Below are 16,491 nucleotides of genomic sequence, written 5' to 3'. Positions count from 1 at the left end.
ATGGTGAGTGGTTGGTCAAGTTCCTATTAAAATCACTAAATTCGCATAGAAGGAAAAACTAAAACAAAACATAATATGAAAGAAGTTGTTATTGTAAGTGCCGCACGTACGCCTATAGGTAGTTTTCTGGGCAGCCTATCTACGATTCCGGCCACCAAATTAGGATCTATTGCCATTAAAGGTGCAATGGATAAAATTAACCTTAAACCAGAACTGGTGGAAGAGGTTTTAATGGGAAATGTTGTACAGGCTAATGTTGGGCAGGCTCCAGCCAGACAGGCCGCACTTGGCGCCGGAATTCCCGACACCGTACCCTGCACCACAGTGAATAAAGTTTGTGCCAGCGGAATGAAAGCCGTAATGCAGGCAGCACAGTCTATTATGCTTGGAGACAGCTCTATTATTGTGGCAGGGGGAATGGAAAATATGAGTTTAATTCCACATTATGTACCTATGCGTAAAGGGCAAAAATTCGGGCCTGTCACGATGGTAGACGGATTACAACGCGATGGATTGGTAGATGCCTACGATCAAAATGCGATGGGAGTTTGTGGTGACCTTTGTGCTAAGGAACATAATTTCTCCAGGGAAGACCAGGATGATTTTGCCAGACAATCTTACGAACGCTCTGCAAAAGCCTGGGCAGAAGGAAAATTTGATAATGAAGTAGTGCCTGTGGAAGTGCCACAACGCAAAGGAGATCCAATTATAGTAAAAGAAGATGAGGAGTTTAAGAATGTAAGAATGGATAAATTATCCTCTCTTAGACCCGCCTTTAGTAAAGATGGTACTGTAACTGCTGCTAATGCCTCTACCATTAATGATGGAGCCGGAGCGATGATTCTAATGAGCCGTGAAAAAGCTGAGGAGTTAGGATTAAAGGTATTAGCGACTATTAAATCTTTTGCTGATGCTGCACAGGAACCAAAATGGTTTACGACCGCGCCAGCTAAAGCTTTACCAATAGCCCTGGATAAAGCTGGAATTTCTAAAAATGATGTTGATTATTTTGAATTCAATGAAGCATTCGCCGTGGTAGGGCTTGCTAATATGAAAATTTTAGATATTAGTGCCGATAAAACCAATGTTAATGGTGGGGCGGTTTCACTGGGTCATCCATTAGGCTGCAGTGGTGTAAGAATTCTTATTACACTACTAAATGTTCTGGAGCAGAATAATGCCAAAATTGGTGCAGCAGCAATCTGTAACGGTGGCGGTGGTGCCTCTGCAATGGTTATCGAAAGAAACGCTTAAGATAAGATTTAGAAAAAAATATTGAATGCAATACGGAGTTTGCCACTTAAGCATAGTACCGCTTCGCAGTTCAGCTTCAGATGAAAGTGAAATGGTATCTCAGATTCTTTATGGAGAATATTTTAAAATTTTAGAAGAACGAAGCCAATGGAGCAGAATTCGTGTTGCATTCGATAATTATGAAGCCTGGATAAACAATAAGCAATTTCTTAAAATCCAGGAGGAACAGTATCTAGAACTAAAGAAAGCTAAACCCGAGCTTTCGGCCGATGTTATAAATTATATTACCGATGAGAAAGGACATTTAATGCCTATCCCATTGGGATCGGTTTTAAATTCTCTAACATTATTTCAACACGTCTACGAAGGACAAAGAGAAACCGGTGAAAAACCAAAAGCGCACCTTATCGAGACTGCACTTCTCTATCTAAACAGCCCGTATACCTGGGGCGGAAAATCCCCATTGGGAATAGATTCCAGTGGTTTTACCCAAATGGTCTACAGGTTAAATGGTTATAAACTTTTCCGTGATGCTGCTGAACAGGCTAAACAGGGGGAAGCATTAAGCTTTATAGAAGAAAGTGAAGTTGGAGACCTTGCCTTTTTTGATGACAAAGAAGGACTTATAAATCATGTGGGCATTATTATGACCGACAATTATATAATTCACGCCGATGGGAAGGTAAGAATAGATCGGCTGGACCACTCGGGAATTTTTAACTCAGAACTTCGGCGACATACCCACCAATTAAGAGTTATTAAAAAGATTATATAAAAAAGACCGCTGTTTTCCAGCGGTCTTTTTTATATTAATTTTACCCGAATAATTACTGTTGTAATTCTTCTAATTTCTTTCTCATTACCTGAGCTTTTTCCTCCTGGTCAAGAGCACTAAAAATATTCATTGCAGTCCTGATAATTTCAACATTCTCAGGATCATGCTCAATAGCATCTTCAAGGTAAGGAATTACTTCTTGATATACTTCTAAACGCTCTTCCTCAAGCTCCTCATAACGCTTATTGTCTTCTTTGCTCATTCCCAATTGATTCATTTGATCAATGATCTCTCTTTCTTGAGCAAGAATTGCTACAACAATATTCATTCTTGCTTCTGACATATCAGGGTCAAGTTCCAAAGCTTTCTCATAGTATTCAATAGCTCCTTCGGTATCTCCTAATTCGGCTGTAGTTACACCAAGATTGTAATAGATAGTAGGATCATCAGGGCTTTTCTCAAGAACCTGTTTCATTAACTCATTATACTTCTCTTTATCGCCCATTCGGTAATACATATCAGCCTCAGCTTGAATTAGCATCACATTATCAGGATTCTCGCGTTTGGCATCTTCCATGGCTTCAACAGCCTCATCCATTTTCTCCTGGTTGATATATATAAGAGCAATATTCTTAGCGATTTCACCTTTTTTAGAAGGAGATTTTCTGTCTTCAGGATCTGTATACTCATCGGTTTTTACCATAAGGTCACGTTGTTCCTTTGGCATAGCTTCCTGTTCTCCGGTCTCGACATTGGTAGCGAGGTATTCTATCTCAGCACCGTCAAAACCTAAATCTCTAAGTTCTTTATAATATTCCAGGGCTGTATCATAGTCCTGAGCATTCAGAGAATTTGCCGCAGCGTAATAAAGATAAAGGGTATCCTTTGGGTTTAACTTATAACTTGTAAGAAGTTTTTCTGAAGCGCTTTTATAATTCTCAGCATTTTGATCATCCACTGCACTTTGTACCAGGCTGTTTCTTACATTTAATAATCCATCCTGAGCTTCAGTACTTCCCATCTCAGCCGCTTTTTGGAAAGCTTCAGATGCGGTTAGCATATCCTCCACTGTCACATTTTCGCCACTTCCAAGATATGCCTGCCCCTTATAAAGGTAAAATCTTTCCTTCCATTTATCATTAGCATCGGCTAACATGGGCTCTGCTTTTTCTATTTCAGCTTTGGCTTCGGTGTAGTTACCATCTTCCACCGCGTCTCCGGCATTTCTAATTTCACTTTTTTGAGCAACTGCTGCCAGGGTGAAAAATGACAGAGCTACTGTTAAAATATTAATTTTCATTTTGATTTGGTTTTATATTTAATTTATTCTTCACTATCCTCAGCAATAGTTGTGCCATTGGCATCGGGCTTAGTAGGTTCAGGTGTTATGGCGTCTTCCATATGCTCTACATCATCTTCATCATGAAGCACCTTGGCTACCGCAGCAATAGAATCATTACCTTTTAAATTGATAAGCCTAACTCCCTGAGTTGCACGTCCCATGACCCTTAAATTAGCAACCTCCATTCTTATTACTATTCCGGATTTATTAATAATCATAACATCGTCTTCATCCGAAACATTTTTAATCGCGACTAAATTTCCGGTTTTTTCGGTAATAGAAATGGTCTTTACTCCTTTCCCTCCACGATTTGTAATTCTATAGTCATCAAGACTTGAACGTTTTCCGTAACCATTTTCGGAAACTACCAGGATATCAGAATTAAAGTCTTCTACCGAAACCATCCCTACAACTTCATCATCCTTATCGGCAAGTGTGATACCTCTTACCCCTGATGCGTTTCTTCCCATAGGACGGGTTTTGCTTTCTTCAAACCTTATGGCTTTTCCGCTTTTTATGGCAAGCATTACCTGACTTTCGCCATTGGTAAGTTTAGCCTCCAGCAATTCATCATCTTCTCTAATGGTAATGGCATTAATTCCATTAGTTCTTGGACGGGAATACTGCTCCAGGGAAGTTTTTTTCACCTGTCCCTTTTTGGTTGCCATAATCACATAATGGCTGTTTACATATTCCTCATCTTTGAGGTCCTGAGTATTGATAAAGGCTTTAACCCTATCATCTGGATCGATATTGATTAAATTTTGAATTGCTCTACCTTTTGAGGCCTTACTACCTTCCGGAATTTCATAAACCCGCATCCAGTAACATTTTCCTTTTTGAGTAAAGAAGAGCATATATTGGTGATTGGTTCCTGCAAAAAGATATTCCAGAAAATCCTCATTTCGGGTGGTAGAACCTTTCTGGCCTACTCCTCCTCTATTTTGGGTTTTATATTCATTAAGAGAAGTTCTTTTAATATAACCGGCGTGTGAAATGGTAATTACCACCTGCTCATCCGGAATCATATCTTCTATGCTTAAATCTCCTCCGGAATATTCTATAGTAGAACGACGTTCGTCACCATATTTCTCTTTTACTTCCAGAAGTTCATCCTTAATAACCTGCATTCTGCGTTCTTTACGTGCCAAAATGTCTTTAAGATCTTCTATGGTTTTAAGGATTTCTTCATATTCTGCACGTAATTTGTCTTGCTCGAGTCCGGTAAGTTGTCTTAATCGCATTTCTACGATAGCTCTGGCCTGAATTTCGGTTAATTCAAACTTATCCATTAATTTCTCCCTTGCTTCCTCGGCATTTCCGGAAGCCCTGATAAGTGCGATAACCTCATCAATATTATCTGAAGCTATAATAAGACCTTCAAGGATGTGAGCACGATCTTCAGCTTTTTTCAGCTCAAATTCAGTTCTTCTCACCACTACCACATGGCGGTGCTCCACAAAATGGTAAATAATGTCTTTTAAGTTAAGCAACTCAGGACGGCCATTTACCAGCGCAATATTATTTACGCTAAAGGAGGACTGAAGTGCAGTATGCTTATATAAGGTATTTAAAACAATATTTGGAATGGCATCTCTTTTTAATTGGTATACTATGCGCATTCCATTACGGTCTGATTCGTCTCTTATGAGCGAAATACCTTCTATTTTCTTTTCATTTACCAGGTCAGCGGTTTTCTTGATCATATCCGCCTTGTTTACCTGGTAAGGAATTTCGGTAACCACAATAAACTCTCTCCCGTTAATTTCTTCCAGCGAAGATTTAGCCCGGAGAACTACCCGTCCCTTTCCTGTTTTAAAAGCTTCTCTAACACCATCGTAACCATAAATGGTTCCTCCTGTTGGAAAATCAGGGGCTTTAATATGTTCTATTAGTTCATCTATTTCTATATCGTGGTTATCGATATAAGCTATGGTACCATCTATAACTTCAGATAAATTATGTGGAGCCATATTTGTCGCCATACCTACAGCAATTCCACTTGCTCCATTGACTAAAAGATTGGGAATTCTTGTAGGAAGAACTACTGGCTCGGAAAGAGAATCATCAAAATTCAGTTGGGTATCAACCGTATTTTTATCAATATCGATAAGCATATCTTCACTTATCTTCCGCATTCGGGCTTCGGTATAACGCATGGCGGCAGGGCTATCACCATCTACCGAACCAAAGTTACCCTGGCCATCTACTAACATATAGCGCATGCTCCAGTGCTGAGCCATCCTAACCATGGTATCATAAACTGAGGAGTCTCCGTGAGGGTGATATTTACCTAAAACTTCCCCTACAATCCTTGCAGATTTTTTATAAGCACGGTTTGAAAGTACACCAAGTTCGTGCATCCCGAATAAAACCCGGCGGTGTACCGGTTTTAAACCATCACGTACATCGGGAAGAGCACGTGACACAATGACCGACATTGAATAATCAATGTAAGCCGACTTCATTTCGTCTTCAATGTTGATAGGAATTAACTTTTCTCCTTCAGCCATATTCTAAGTTTATTTTAGTTCTAAAATCTAACGAGCCAATTTACATATTTTATCTCTGTTGAACGGCTCCTTCAGCCCGATATTACCCATATTTTATTAACAAATTTTTAGTGGAGTTTCGTTAATAAGTTCCTTACTTTCCATTTTGATAATTGGAAGTTATTTTGTCAATTAGCTTAAGACTCTCCAAAAGGTATGATTTTTGAAAGTTTTAGTTGAAATAACAGAGAGAAAGGAAGATAAAGATGGATGATAATTTTTCCCCAAGAGTAAAAGACGTAATTGCTTACAGCAAAGAGGAAGCTCTCAGGCTGGGGCATGATTTTATAGGAACCGAGCATCTTATGCTGGGATTACTTCGTGATGGCGACGGTAAGGCCATAGATATTTTAAATGCGATGGATATAGACCTTAGCCACCTGAGAAGAAAAGTCGAAATTCTTAGTCCGGCCAATCCTAACATAGGCAGTCTATCTAACGACAAGCGGAATCTGCATTTAACCCGACAGGCAGAAAGAGCCTTGAAGACAACTTTTCTGGAGGCAAAACTTTTCCAGAGTTCTTCAATTAATACAGCACACCTGCTACTTTGCATTTTAAGAAATGAAAACGACCCCACCACTAAGCTTTTAAATAAATTAAAGATTGATTATGATGGGGTGAAGGATCAGTTTAAATACATGATCGCCAGTGACGAAAATGATTTCACAGATAGCCCTTCAAGTGCTTTTTCTGATGAAGACAGCGGTGCCGATGATGCCACCAAAGACAATCCGTTTAGCGGGAGTGGCTCAGGTGGGCCGGGTAAAACCTCTAAGAAGTCAAAAACCCCGGTTCTTGATAACTTCGGAAGAGATTTAACTGCCCTTGCCGAAGCCGATAAATTAGATCCCGTTGTTGGACGCGAAAAGGAAATCGAAAGAGTTTCGCAAATTCTAAGCAGAAGAAAGAAAAATAACCCGCTGTTAATAGGGGAACCTGGAGTAGGTAAATCAGCCATTGCTGAAGGGCTTGCTTTGAGAATTATCCAAAGGAAAGTATCAAGAATATTATTCGACAAAAGGGTTGTAACTCTCGATCTTGCCAGCCTGGTGGCGGGCACAAAATACCGCGGTCAGTTTGAAGAACGTATGAAGGCGGTTATGAACGAGTTGGAAAAGAATGACGATATCATTCTATTTATAGATGAGATTCACACCATTGTTGGTGCTGGTGGAGCTACAGGTAGCCTAGATGCAAGCAATATGTTTAAACCTGCCTTAGCGCGTGGTGAAATACAATGTATTGGTGCAACCACTTTAGACGAGTACAGGCAATACATCGAAAAAGATGGGGCATTGGAGCGACGCTTTCAGAAAGTGATCGTAGAACCCACTTCTGTAGAAGAAACAATAGAAATCCTTAATAATATCAAAGATAAATATGAAGACCACCACAATGTGGTTTATACTCCAGAAGCTATTGATGCCTGTGTGAAATTAACCAACCGGTATATGACCGATAGGTTTCTTCCAGACAAGGCTATTGATGCTTTAGATGAAGCAGGCTCCCGGGTTCATATCACAAATATCGATGTACCAAAACAGATTCTTGACCTCGAGAGAAAGCTGGAAGAAGTTAGAGAGAAGAAAAATTCAGTAGTGAAAAAGCAAAAATATGAAGAAGCTGCCAAATTAAGAGATGATGAAAAAAATCTTGAAAAAGAACTTCAGCTAGCCCAGGAACGTTGGGAAGAAGAATCTAAAAAACACAAGGAGACAGTTAGTGAAGATGATGTTGCCGATGTGGTTTCTATGATTACTGGAGTTCCGGTTAATAGAATCGCTCAAACCGAAAGTAATAAACTGGTAGAATTACCTAAAAAGATAAAAGGAAAAGTAATTGGTCAGGACGAAGCTGTGGCCAAAGTTGTAAAAGCCATTCAGCGTAATCGAGCGGGTCTTAAGGATCCCAATAAACCCATTGGGTCATTTATATTTCTTGGGCAAACCGGGGTGGGGAAAACCCAGTTAGCAAAGGTCCTTGCCCGGGAGCTTTTTGATAACGACGATGCCCTTATCAGAATTGATATGAGCGAGTACATGGAAAAATTCGCTGTATCCCGATTGATAGGTGCACCTCCGGGATATGTTGGTTATGAAGAAGGTGGCCAGCTTACCGAGAAAGTAAGACGTAAACCTTATGCAGTAATATTACTCGATGAGGTAGAAAAAGCACATCCTGATGTTTTCAATATGCTATTGCAGGTACTTGATGATGGTTACCTCACCGACAGTTTAGGTCGGAAGATAGATTTCAGAAACACCATTATTATAATGACCTCTAATATTGGAGCAAGGAAATTGAAAGATTTCGGTCAGGGAGTTGGTTTCGGAACTGCTTCACAGCGTTCTCAGGCAGATGAAAATACGAAAAGTGTTATTGAGAATGCCCTTAAAAAAGCCTTCGCGCCAGAATTCCTTAACAGAATTGATGATGTGGTGATCTTCAATTCTCTTGAAAGAGAAGATATTCATAAAATCATCGAGATAGAGCTTGTGAAATTATATGACAGAATTGGAGGGTTAGGCTATAACCTTAAATTAAGTGATAAAGCGAAAGACTTTATTGCCGAAAAAGGCTTCGATAAACAATATGGGGCAAGACCACTTAACAGAGCAATTCAAAAGTATATTGAAGATGCCCTTGCCGAAGAGATAATCACTTCCAAAATAGCCGAAGGAGATATTATCTTTATGGACCTGGATGAAAAGAAAAATGAACTCACCATTAAGGTAGAAAAACCGGTTAAAGAAGCCGAATCTTAAAATACAAAAACAAGCTAAAAACAAAAAGCCGTTTGACTTCTCAAGCGGCTTTTTGTTTTTTATAACTCTAAGGTCTTATTCGAAAAGAACTTCAGGTAGAATTCTATAAGAATTCAAAAATTCCTTTGCTTTCTTAATATGTGGCGCCATAGTGACATCCTCTTTTACAATGGGCACTTCTTTTCTGAATTCTGAAATGAATTCCTGGAGAATTTCTGAAGTCAGCGCAGGTTCCCGGAAATGAAGTGCCTGTGAAGCATTAAAAAGTTCGATGGCGAGAACCGAATTTACATTTTCAATGATTCTAATCATTTTTGTCGCACTGTTTGCCCCCATACTAACGTGATCCTCCTGCCCGTTTGATGAAACAATTGAATCTACCGAAGCAGGAACTGCAAATTGTTTATTCTGGCTCACAATACTGGCTGCTGTATATTGAGGAATCATAAAACCGCTATTGAGACCCGGGTTCTCCACAAGAAATTGAGGTAGTCCACGTGACCCAGACACCAGCTGATATGTTCTTCTTTCAGAAATATTGGCTAACTCGGCCATGGCAATAGCTAAATAATCCAGGCCAAGTGCCAGAGGTTGTCCATGAAAATTACCACCAGAGATTATTTTATCCTCTTCAATAAAAATATTAGGATTATCGGTAACTGAATTAATCTCAGTTTTTACAATCTTCCGAACAAAACCCAGGGTATCCTTTGTAGCGCCATGTACCTGGGGCACACACCTGAAAGAATAAGGATCCTGAACATTGTCTTTTTCTTTTCGGGCAATTTCACTTCCTTCTAAAAAATATCTTATCCTTTCTGCGGTTTTAACCTGTCCTCTATGAGGCCTTACCAGATGAACCAGCTCATCAAAAGGCGACATATTACAGTTGAAACCGTCCATAGACACCGCACTAACCTTATCTGCCAGGTAAGACAATTTAAAAGCCTGAAGTAAGCCATATACGGCATGGGCGCTCATAAACTGGGTGCCGTTTAAAAGAGCAAGTCCTTCTTTGGACTGCAGTTTTAAAGGCTTCCACTCCATTTTCTGCAACATTTCTGCAGCAGTAATTTCCTGCCCCTTATAATAAACTTCACCCTCTCCTATTAGTGGCAAAGCGAGATGTGCCAGGGGTGCAAGGTCACCAGAGGCTCCCAAAGACCCTTGTTCGAAAATCACTGGCAGGATATCCTCATTATAAAAATCCAAAAGGCGCGTTACTGTTTCTAGTGCTACCCCTGAATGTCCGTAACTTAAAGACTGTATTTTGAGAAGTAACATTAGTTTAATAATTGGCTTCCCTACTCTCTCTCCTGTACCACAAGCATGAGATTTTACAAGGTTTTCCTGTAATTCAGTGAGTTTTTCAGAAGTGATCTTTACATTACATAAGGCTCCGAAGCCTGTATTAATACCGTAAACAGGAGTATTACTTTCCTGGATTTTTTTATCGAGATAGGCTCTGGACTTTTTGATATTTAGAACAGACTCATCGCTTAAGACCAGTTTTTTATTAGTTTCCAGTATATCCTGAATCGTGGCAAGGTCTAATACGGCGGAACTAATATAATGATGAGTTTGCATGAATTTTTAAATTTATAATTGAAAGCTCAAAAATCTAACATCTGTTAAAGTATTCCAAATAAACTTAGCTGAAATTTATCATTTAATTACCTGCTTCACGATTTAAGCATAAAGTTTCAATCAAAATGAAGGTCCTCTTCCTCTGTGAATAATTCAAAAAAAGCACCCCCCAAATTATTGATGATCTCCCGGGCAGTAATAGCCTCATATCCCATTTTTTCTGCAGCAAGATCGCCCGCTAAGCCATGAAGATAAACCCCAAGAACCACAGCAATAACAGGATCGTATTTTTGCGACATCAGACCGGAAATTACTCCCGACAGTACATCCCCAGCACCAGCCGTCGCCATTCCTGGATTTCCGGAGTTATTTATAAAAATCTCCTCCTTGCTGAAACAGAAGCTATGAGCTCCCTTTAAAACAAGAATTACATTATATTTTTTTATAAACTTTTGGACCTTTTTAATTTTATGAAGGTCATCATCCCACTTGCCGATAAGACGTTCTAATTCTTTAGGATGTGGGGTGAGCACAGATCTTTCTGGCACAAGGTCCAGAAGTTCTTTATTTTTTGCCAGCATATTTAAACCATCGGCATCAATTAGCATAGGCTTTTTGGTCTCTTTAAGTAATTTTTGAAACGCACTACTCGCTTCATCGCCAGTCCCCGCCCCCATTCCGAAGCAAAGAACATCAGGTTCAAAATCTATTTTTATTTCGCTTAGATGTTTTTTCTGTTTATCGGTAATCACCATAGCTTCTGGCAAAGCCGTTTGAATAATTTCATAACCACATTCAGGACTAAAAACACTGCATAAGCCGGCGCCGGTTTTAAGTGCTGCAGTTGCTGAAAGTACAATACTGCCTATTTTTCCATAGCTACCACCAATTATCAGGCTATGACCGTAATCTCCTTTATGGGAATTCTTTTTCCTGTTTTTATATAATAGCCGGGCTTCTTCCTTTCCTATTAACCTTGCACTGGTATTGGTTTTTGCAAGAAATTCCTTGTCTAAACCTATATCCAACACCTGGAAATCACCAACATTATCCATGGTTTGAGGAAGGAAAAAAGTGAATTTCGGACTCTGAAAAGTAAGGGTGAAATTAGCATTAATGATAGCAGACTTACTTTCGGGAATCTTTTCTGCATAGAGACCCGATGGCATATCTATGGCAAGTATAAATGCACCTGATTTATTTATATGGGCTACCAAAGCGCCTACCCATCCCTCAATAGGGCGGTTAAGGCCTATTCCAAACATCGCATCAATTACAAAATCACCCTCGTCAATTTTTGGAAAATCATTCTGGTTTTTAATAAGTACAGGCCAGTCTTTAGTGGTATTTTTAAATCTGTCGTAATTAATCAGAAAATCCTTTGAGCGTTTGTCGCTGTAGTTCACCACGAAGACTTTTACCTCATACCCGTGTTCTACCAACATTCGGGCTATCACCAAACCATCTCCTCCATTATTTCCTATTCCACAAAATATTTTTACCACAATATCACTAGCCTCAAGGCGCGAGTGAATTTGATTAAACACCATTCCGGCGGCACGTTCCATCAGCTCGGTACTGGTAATATTCTGGTTTTTAACACTTATGCTATCAGCTTTTTGTAATTGTTCGGCACTATAAATCTTCATTGAAGTAAAATTGCTTTATACTAAAATACACATATTCTAATGGAGAATATTAGGTACTTAATAAAAAAATATATTTCATCTTTATTTCAGGGAGAATTCAATAAATTTGCTCAAATTTTAAGAAAATGAAAGAAATCGCCCTTGATGCCATCCATAAATCTTTAAATGCTAAAATGGTTCCTTTTGCCGGTTATAATATGCCGATTTCCTACGAAGGAGTAAATATTGAACATCAAACAGTACGTGAAAAACTTGGTGTTTTTGATGTTTCCCATATGGGAGAATTTTTAATCTCTGGAGATAAAGCCTTAGAGCTTATACAAAAAGTTTGTTCTAATGACGCCTCCAAACTTACCGATGGAAAAGCACAGTACACTTGTATGCCTAACGAATCGGGAGGGATTGTAGACGATCTCATTGTATATCGTATCAATGAAGAAAAGTACCTGCTTGTGGTAAATGCTTCTAATATTGAAAAAGACTGGAACTGGATATCTCACCACAATACAATGGATGCGACGATGCGCGATATGAGTGATGAGCTTTCCTTACTTGCTATCCAGGGGCCAAAAGCCGCTGAAGCCATGCAAGCACTTACCGATATAGATCTTCAGAATATGAAATTTTACACTTTCGAGGTAGCCGAGTTTGCCGGTGTAGAAAAAGTGATTATTTCAGCTACAGGATATACTGGCAGTGGTGGTTTTGAGATTTACTTTAGAAATGAAGATGCTGCCGAAATCTGGGAAAAAGTGATGGCGGCAGGAAAAGATTATGGAATTAAACCCATAGGTCTTGCGGCGCGTGATACCTTACGTTTGGAAATGGGCTTCTGTCTTTACGGGAATGATATTGATGAGACAACCTCTCCTATTGAAGCCGGTCTTGGCTGGATCACCAAATTCACCAAAGACTTCGTTAATTCAGAAAATCTTAAAAAAGAAAAAGAAGAAGGTCCCAAACGTAAACTCATCGCTTTCGAACTGGATGAGCGTGGAATCCCAAGACAAGGTTACGATATTGTAGATGAAAATGGCAAGGTTATTGGCCAGGTAACTTCGGGTACAATGTCACCGTCGCTGGAAAAAGGAATTGGCTTAGGCTACGTCCCTACAGAGGTAGCAGGAGTTGGAAATAAAATTCAAATTCAAATAAGAAAAAAAGCCGTTCCCGCCACACAGGTGAAATCACCCTTTTTTAAAGGATAAATTTTTGGAGAAAATATTGATTTTAGGAGCTAGCGGCTTTATAGGCAATGCCTTATATAAAGAGCTATGCTCCTATTTTGATACCTATGGTACGTATTTTACAGATAATCCTGTCCTGGAAAAAAATCAGCATTTTTATCAATACGACCTTGAAACCGAAAATATTGAGATTCTGCTTGAAAATATTAAGCCCACAATTATTATTTCTGCGCTTCGCGGAAATTTTAATGCACAAATAGCAGCCCATTTCTCAATTATTAATTATCTGCAGCATCATAACTCCAGACTGATTTTTATTTCTTCAGCCAATGTTTTTGATGCCTTTACCAATTTTCCATCTTACGAATACGATAAAACCTTATCGCAAAGTATTTACGGAAGGTTCAAGATTAAAATTGAAAATGCCCTGCTAAGATTACCTAATGAGAAGTACAATATCCTTAGGCTTCCCATGGTTTTTGGGCTGGATTCCCCACGAATAAAGGAAGTAAAAAATATGCTCTATTTGGGTGAAGCCATAGAGGTGTTCCCCAATGTGGTTATTAATGTAACCGAAGCAGACCATTTTGCAAGGCAAGTCCATTACATAATAAACCGTAAGAAAAACGGGGTTTTTCACCTGGGAAGCAGCGATTTAATTCACCAAAAAGATTTTATTGAAGAGGTTTGTCAAACCTTAGGCTACCCGAATCCTCTTTTTAAAAACGTCTACGATTCTAATAATGACCGGTTTCTAGCCGTTCTGCCTAAAGATAATTTACTTCCGAAAAATTTGGAACTAAGCGTCCAACGGGTGGTAAATGCATCCATAAAGGTTTAACCACAAAAAATGCTGAAAACAACGGGTTTTTCCCGCCCGGTTGCTTAATTTTAGGCGACTAAGCTTTAATTATACCATTATGAAAAAATTAAGTGACGAAGAAATCAACAAAAAATTGAAAGAATTCGATGGATGGACTTATGCTGAAGATGCTATCCACACCTCTTTTCAGTTTGATAATTTTAAAGATGCATTTACTGTGATGACTCGCATTGCCTTTGAGGCCGAAGCCCTGCAGCACCACCCCAATTGGGGTAACGTTTACAATGAGTTAGAGATTTCACTCTCCACCCACGATGCCAATGGAGTCACCGAAAAGGATTTTAAACTCGCCAGAGCCATAGAAGACATTGTAGAATCGGCTTAAAGAAATATAAGCCTCACCAGGCAACTTGAAAAAAACCTTCCAGATTTTTATTGGAAGCTTTTTTATATTTTTGCAAGGATTTTTATTCAGAAAATAAATGGGAAGAGCATTCGAATTTAGAAAAGCACGAAAGATGAAGCGTTGGTCGGCAATGGCCAAAGCATTCACTCGTATAGGAAAGGATATTGTAATGGCTGTAAAAGAAGGCGGTCCAGATCCTGACACAAATGCAAAACTGCGGGCAGTGATCCAAAACGCGAAGAGCGTTAATATGCCCAAAGACAATATAGAACGTGCCATTAAAAGGGCCAGCGACAAAAACCAGGGCGACTATAAAGTTGTACTATTCGAGGGTTATGCCCCTCACGGAATTGCAGTATTGGTAGAAACAGCCACCGATAATAATAATCGTACAGTGGCCAATGTGCGCTCTCACTTCAATAAAAGCGATGGGAATCTCGGAACTTCAGGCTCGGTAGAATTTATGTTCGATCACACCTGTAATTTCCGGGTAGCTGCTGAAGGGCTGGATGTAGAGGAGATGGAACTTGAATTTATTGATTTTGGTGCCGAAGAGGTTTTCCAGGATGAAGACGGAATTCATATCTATGCGCCTTTTGGCCAGTTTGGGGCTATACAAAAAGAACTGGAAAAGCGTGAGATCGAGATCCTTTCTTCAGGCTTTGAGCGAATCCCGCAGGTTACCAAAGCACTAACTCCTGAAGAGGCTGAAGATGTAGAGAAACTTCTGGAGAAACTGGAGGAAGATGAAGACGTTCAAAATGTTTATCACACTATGGAGGAAAGCACGGACTAAAACGAATCCTCAAAAAAATAAAGGGCTGTTTTCTTTTCAAAACAGCCCTTTTTTATTTTAATCTTAAAAACTAAAATTCCTTACGATCGTGTTTTGTAGGTTCTCCTTTTCTTCTGCGTTTTTCTTCGCGCAATAAGGATAATTCCCTACCTGTTTGCCCTTTAACAGAGGTGTTTTCCTGAGCTCTACGCAAAAGGTAAGGTACCACATCCCGCACAGGTCCGAACGGCAATAATTTAGCAGCGTTATAACCTTTTCTTGCCAGGTTATAGCTTATATGGTCACTCATCCCATATAGCTGGCTAAACCAAATACGATCATCGTCTAAAGGAAGTTTTTTATCTTCCATAACCTGTAAGGCCAGGTAATTGCTTACCTCGTTGTGAGTACCAATAAAGAGCTCAATTTCGTCAAGATGAGCCAGGCAGTAGGACATTATACTATTGAAGTTTACATCGGTAGCCTCTTTATTTTCACAGATGGGACTAACATAGCCATGTTTTTTAGCTCTGGCATTCTCTTTTTCCATATATGCCCCGCGAACAATTTTAGCACCAACCTTAAAACCTTCGGCTTTCCCTTTTTCATGCAGGTCTTTAAGATATTCCATCCTATCCCACCGGTAGCATTGAAGGGTATTAAAAATAATAACCTTTTCTTTATTATACTTGCGCATCATCTCTTCCATAAGTTCATCGGCAGAGGTTTGCATCCAGCTTTCTTCAGCATCGGCATAAAGACGAACATTATGGTCATAAGCTGTTTGGCAAAGCGTATTTACACGCTCTTTAACACGCTCCCACTCTTGTTGTTCGGCTTCACTTAAATTTATTCGTTCACTGGTTTTTTCCCAGATCGCAAATCGGCCAATTCCTGTGGGCTTAAACAAAGCAAAAGGCAATTCATCACGCTCTGCAGCGTATTTAATAAGCTCCAATTTTTTGTTTAAAGCAGCATCAAATTGCTCATCGGTCTCTTTTCCTTCAACGGAATAATCGAGAATGCTATGCAGCTTCTTCTCGTACATTTTATTGGTTAAGGGTTTACAATCCTCTTCGGTAACCCCCCCACAAAATTGTTCAAAAATGGTTTTTTTTATCAAGCCTTCGATTGGTAAGTGTAGTTTTAACGAAAGGTTGGTAAGAAAAATCCCTGCGTTCACCAAAGGCTGCCGGTTCATCATACTAAAAAGGAAAACGGCGCGGTCCAGTTCTAAATCAGATTTTAATTTAAAAGCTGTTTTGGTATCATTAAATATTTTTCTTCTTATCATGTTGTTAGAATTCTTACAACAAAGATAAAACAGAGACTTTGATTTTTTTGAATATTTCTGCTTATTTTCGAGGCTTCTT

Annotated in this window: 12 protein-coding genes; 7 read left to right on the top strand and 5 right to left on the bottom strand. The window is 39.3% G+C overall.

From position 1 onward, the window contains the following. Nucleotides 1–75 precede the first annotated feature (75 nt). Nucleotides 76–1,254: an acetyl-CoA C-acyltransferase gene (locus tag BUW93_RS10670; protein ID WP_081211688.1), complete on the top strand. Its 1,179-nt coding sequence runs from the start codon at nucleotides 76–78 to the stop codon at nucleotides 1,252–1,254. Nucleotides 1,255–1,279: 25 nt separating this feature from the next. Next, nucleotides 1,280–2,029 carry a C40 family peptidase gene (locus BUW93_RS10665; RefSeq protein WP_081211687.1) on the top strand — a complete coding sequence of 250 codons (750 nt, stop codon included), beginning with the start codon at nucleotides 1,280–1,282 and terminating at the stop codon, nucleotides 2,027–2,029. Between the two features lie 52 nt (nucleotides 2,030–2,081). Here the strand turns inward: BUW93_RS10665 and BUW93_RS10660 are convergent, their stop codons facing one another. Together BUW93_RS10660 and gyrA are read right to left on the bottom strand one after the other, a co-directional pair. After that, the gene (locus tag BUW93_RS10660; RefSeq protein ID WP_081211686.1) at nucleotides 2,082–3,329 is read right to left on the bottom strand and encodes a tetratricopeptide repeat protein; all 1,248 of its coding nucleotides are present in this window, start codon (nucleotides 3,327–3,329) and stop codon (nucleotides 2,082–2,084) included. Nucleotides 3,330–3,352: 23 nt separating this feature from the next. Next, nucleotides 3,353–5,884: a DNA gyrase subunit A gene (gene gyrA / locus BUW93_RS10655; RefSeq protein ID WP_081211685.1), complete on the bottom strand. Its 2,532-nt coding sequence runs from the start codon at nucleotides 5,882–5,884 to the stop codon at nucleotides 3,353–3,355. 245 nt (nucleotides 5,885–6,129) lie between these two features. Here gyrA and BUW93_RS10650 point away from each other — a divergent pair, with 245 nt between their 5' ends. Beyond that, nucleotides 6,130–8,691 carry an ATP-dependent Clp protease ATP-binding subunit gene (locus BUW93_RS10650; RefSeq protein ID WP_081211684.1) on the top strand — a complete coding sequence of 854 codons (2,562 nt, stop codon included), beginning with the start codon at nucleotides 6,130–6,132 and terminating at the stop codon, nucleotides 8,689–8,691. Between the two features lie 75 nt (nucleotides 8,692–8,766). On the opposite strand, the gene hutH is transcribed toward BUW93_RS10650, so the two are convergent. Together hutH and BUW93_RS10640 are read right to left on the bottom strand one after the other, a co-directional pair. Next, nucleotides 8,767–10,278, bottom strand: coding sequence for a histidine ammonia-lyase (gene hutH, locus BUW93_RS10645; protein WP_081211683.1), 1,512 nt, complete (start codon nucleotides 10,276–10,278; stop codon nucleotides 8,767–8,769). Nucleotides 10,279–10,394: 116 nt separating this feature from the next. After that, nucleotides 10,395–11,927: an NAD(P)H-hydrate dehydratase gene (locus tag BUW93_RS10640; RefSeq protein ID WP_081211682.1), complete on the bottom strand. Its 1,533-nt coding sequence runs from the start codon at nucleotides 11,925–11,927 to the stop codon at nucleotides 10,395–10,397. 125 nt (nucleotides 11,928–12,052) lie between these two features. On the opposite strand from BUW93_RS10640, the gene gcvT reads away from it, so the two are divergent. The 4 genes from gcvT (at nucleotide 12,053) to BUW93_RS10620 (ending at nucleotide 15,139) form a co-directional block, all read left to right on the top strand. After that, entirely contained in the window at nucleotides 12,053–13,135 is a 1,083-nt protein-coding gene (gene gcvT, locus BUW93_RS10635) for a glycine cleavage system aminomethyltransferase GcvT (protein WP_081211681.1), read from the top strand. A 4-nt stretch (nucleotides 13,136–13,139) separates the two neighbouring features. Next, nucleotides 13,140–13,955, top strand: coding sequence for a sugar nucleotide-binding protein (locus tag BUW93_RS10630; protein ID WP_081211680.1), 816 nt, complete (start codon nucleotides 13,140–13,142; stop codon nucleotides 13,953–13,955). A gap of 79 nt (nucleotides 13,956–14,034) precedes the next feature. Next, the gene (locus BUW93_RS10625) at nucleotides 14,035–14,322 is read left to right on the top strand and encodes a 4a-hydroxytetrahydrobiopterin dehydratase (RefSeq protein WP_081211679.1); all 288 of its coding nucleotides are present in this window, start codon (nucleotides 14,035–14,037) and stop codon (nucleotides 14,320–14,322) included. Nucleotides 14,323–14,419: 97 nt separating this feature from the next. Then, nucleotides 14,420–15,139, top strand: coding sequence for a YebC/PmpR family DNA-binding transcriptional regulator (locus tag BUW93_RS10620; RefSeq protein WP_081211678.1), 720 nt, complete (start codon nucleotides 14,420–14,422; stop codon nucleotides 15,137–15,139). Nucleotides 15,140–15,209: 70 nt separating this feature from the next. Here BUW93_RS10620 and BUW93_RS10615 read toward each other — a convergent pair whose 3' ends face one another. Beyond that, the gene (locus tag BUW93_RS10615) at nucleotides 15,210–16,412 is read right to left on the bottom strand and encodes a proline dehydrogenase family protein (RefSeq protein ID WP_081211677.1); all 1,203 of its coding nucleotides are present in this window, start codon (nucleotides 16,410–16,412) and stop codon (nucleotides 15,210–15,212) included. Nucleotides 16,413–16,491 lie beyond the last annotated feature (79 nt).

Source organism: Salegentibacter sediminis (assembly GCF_002078605.1).
Lineage (GTDB): Bacteria > Bacteroidota > Bacteroidia > Flavobacteriales > Flavobacteriaceae > Salegentibacter > Salegentibacter sediminis.
This window is presented reverse-complemented; position numbering and strand designations above follow the sequence as displayed.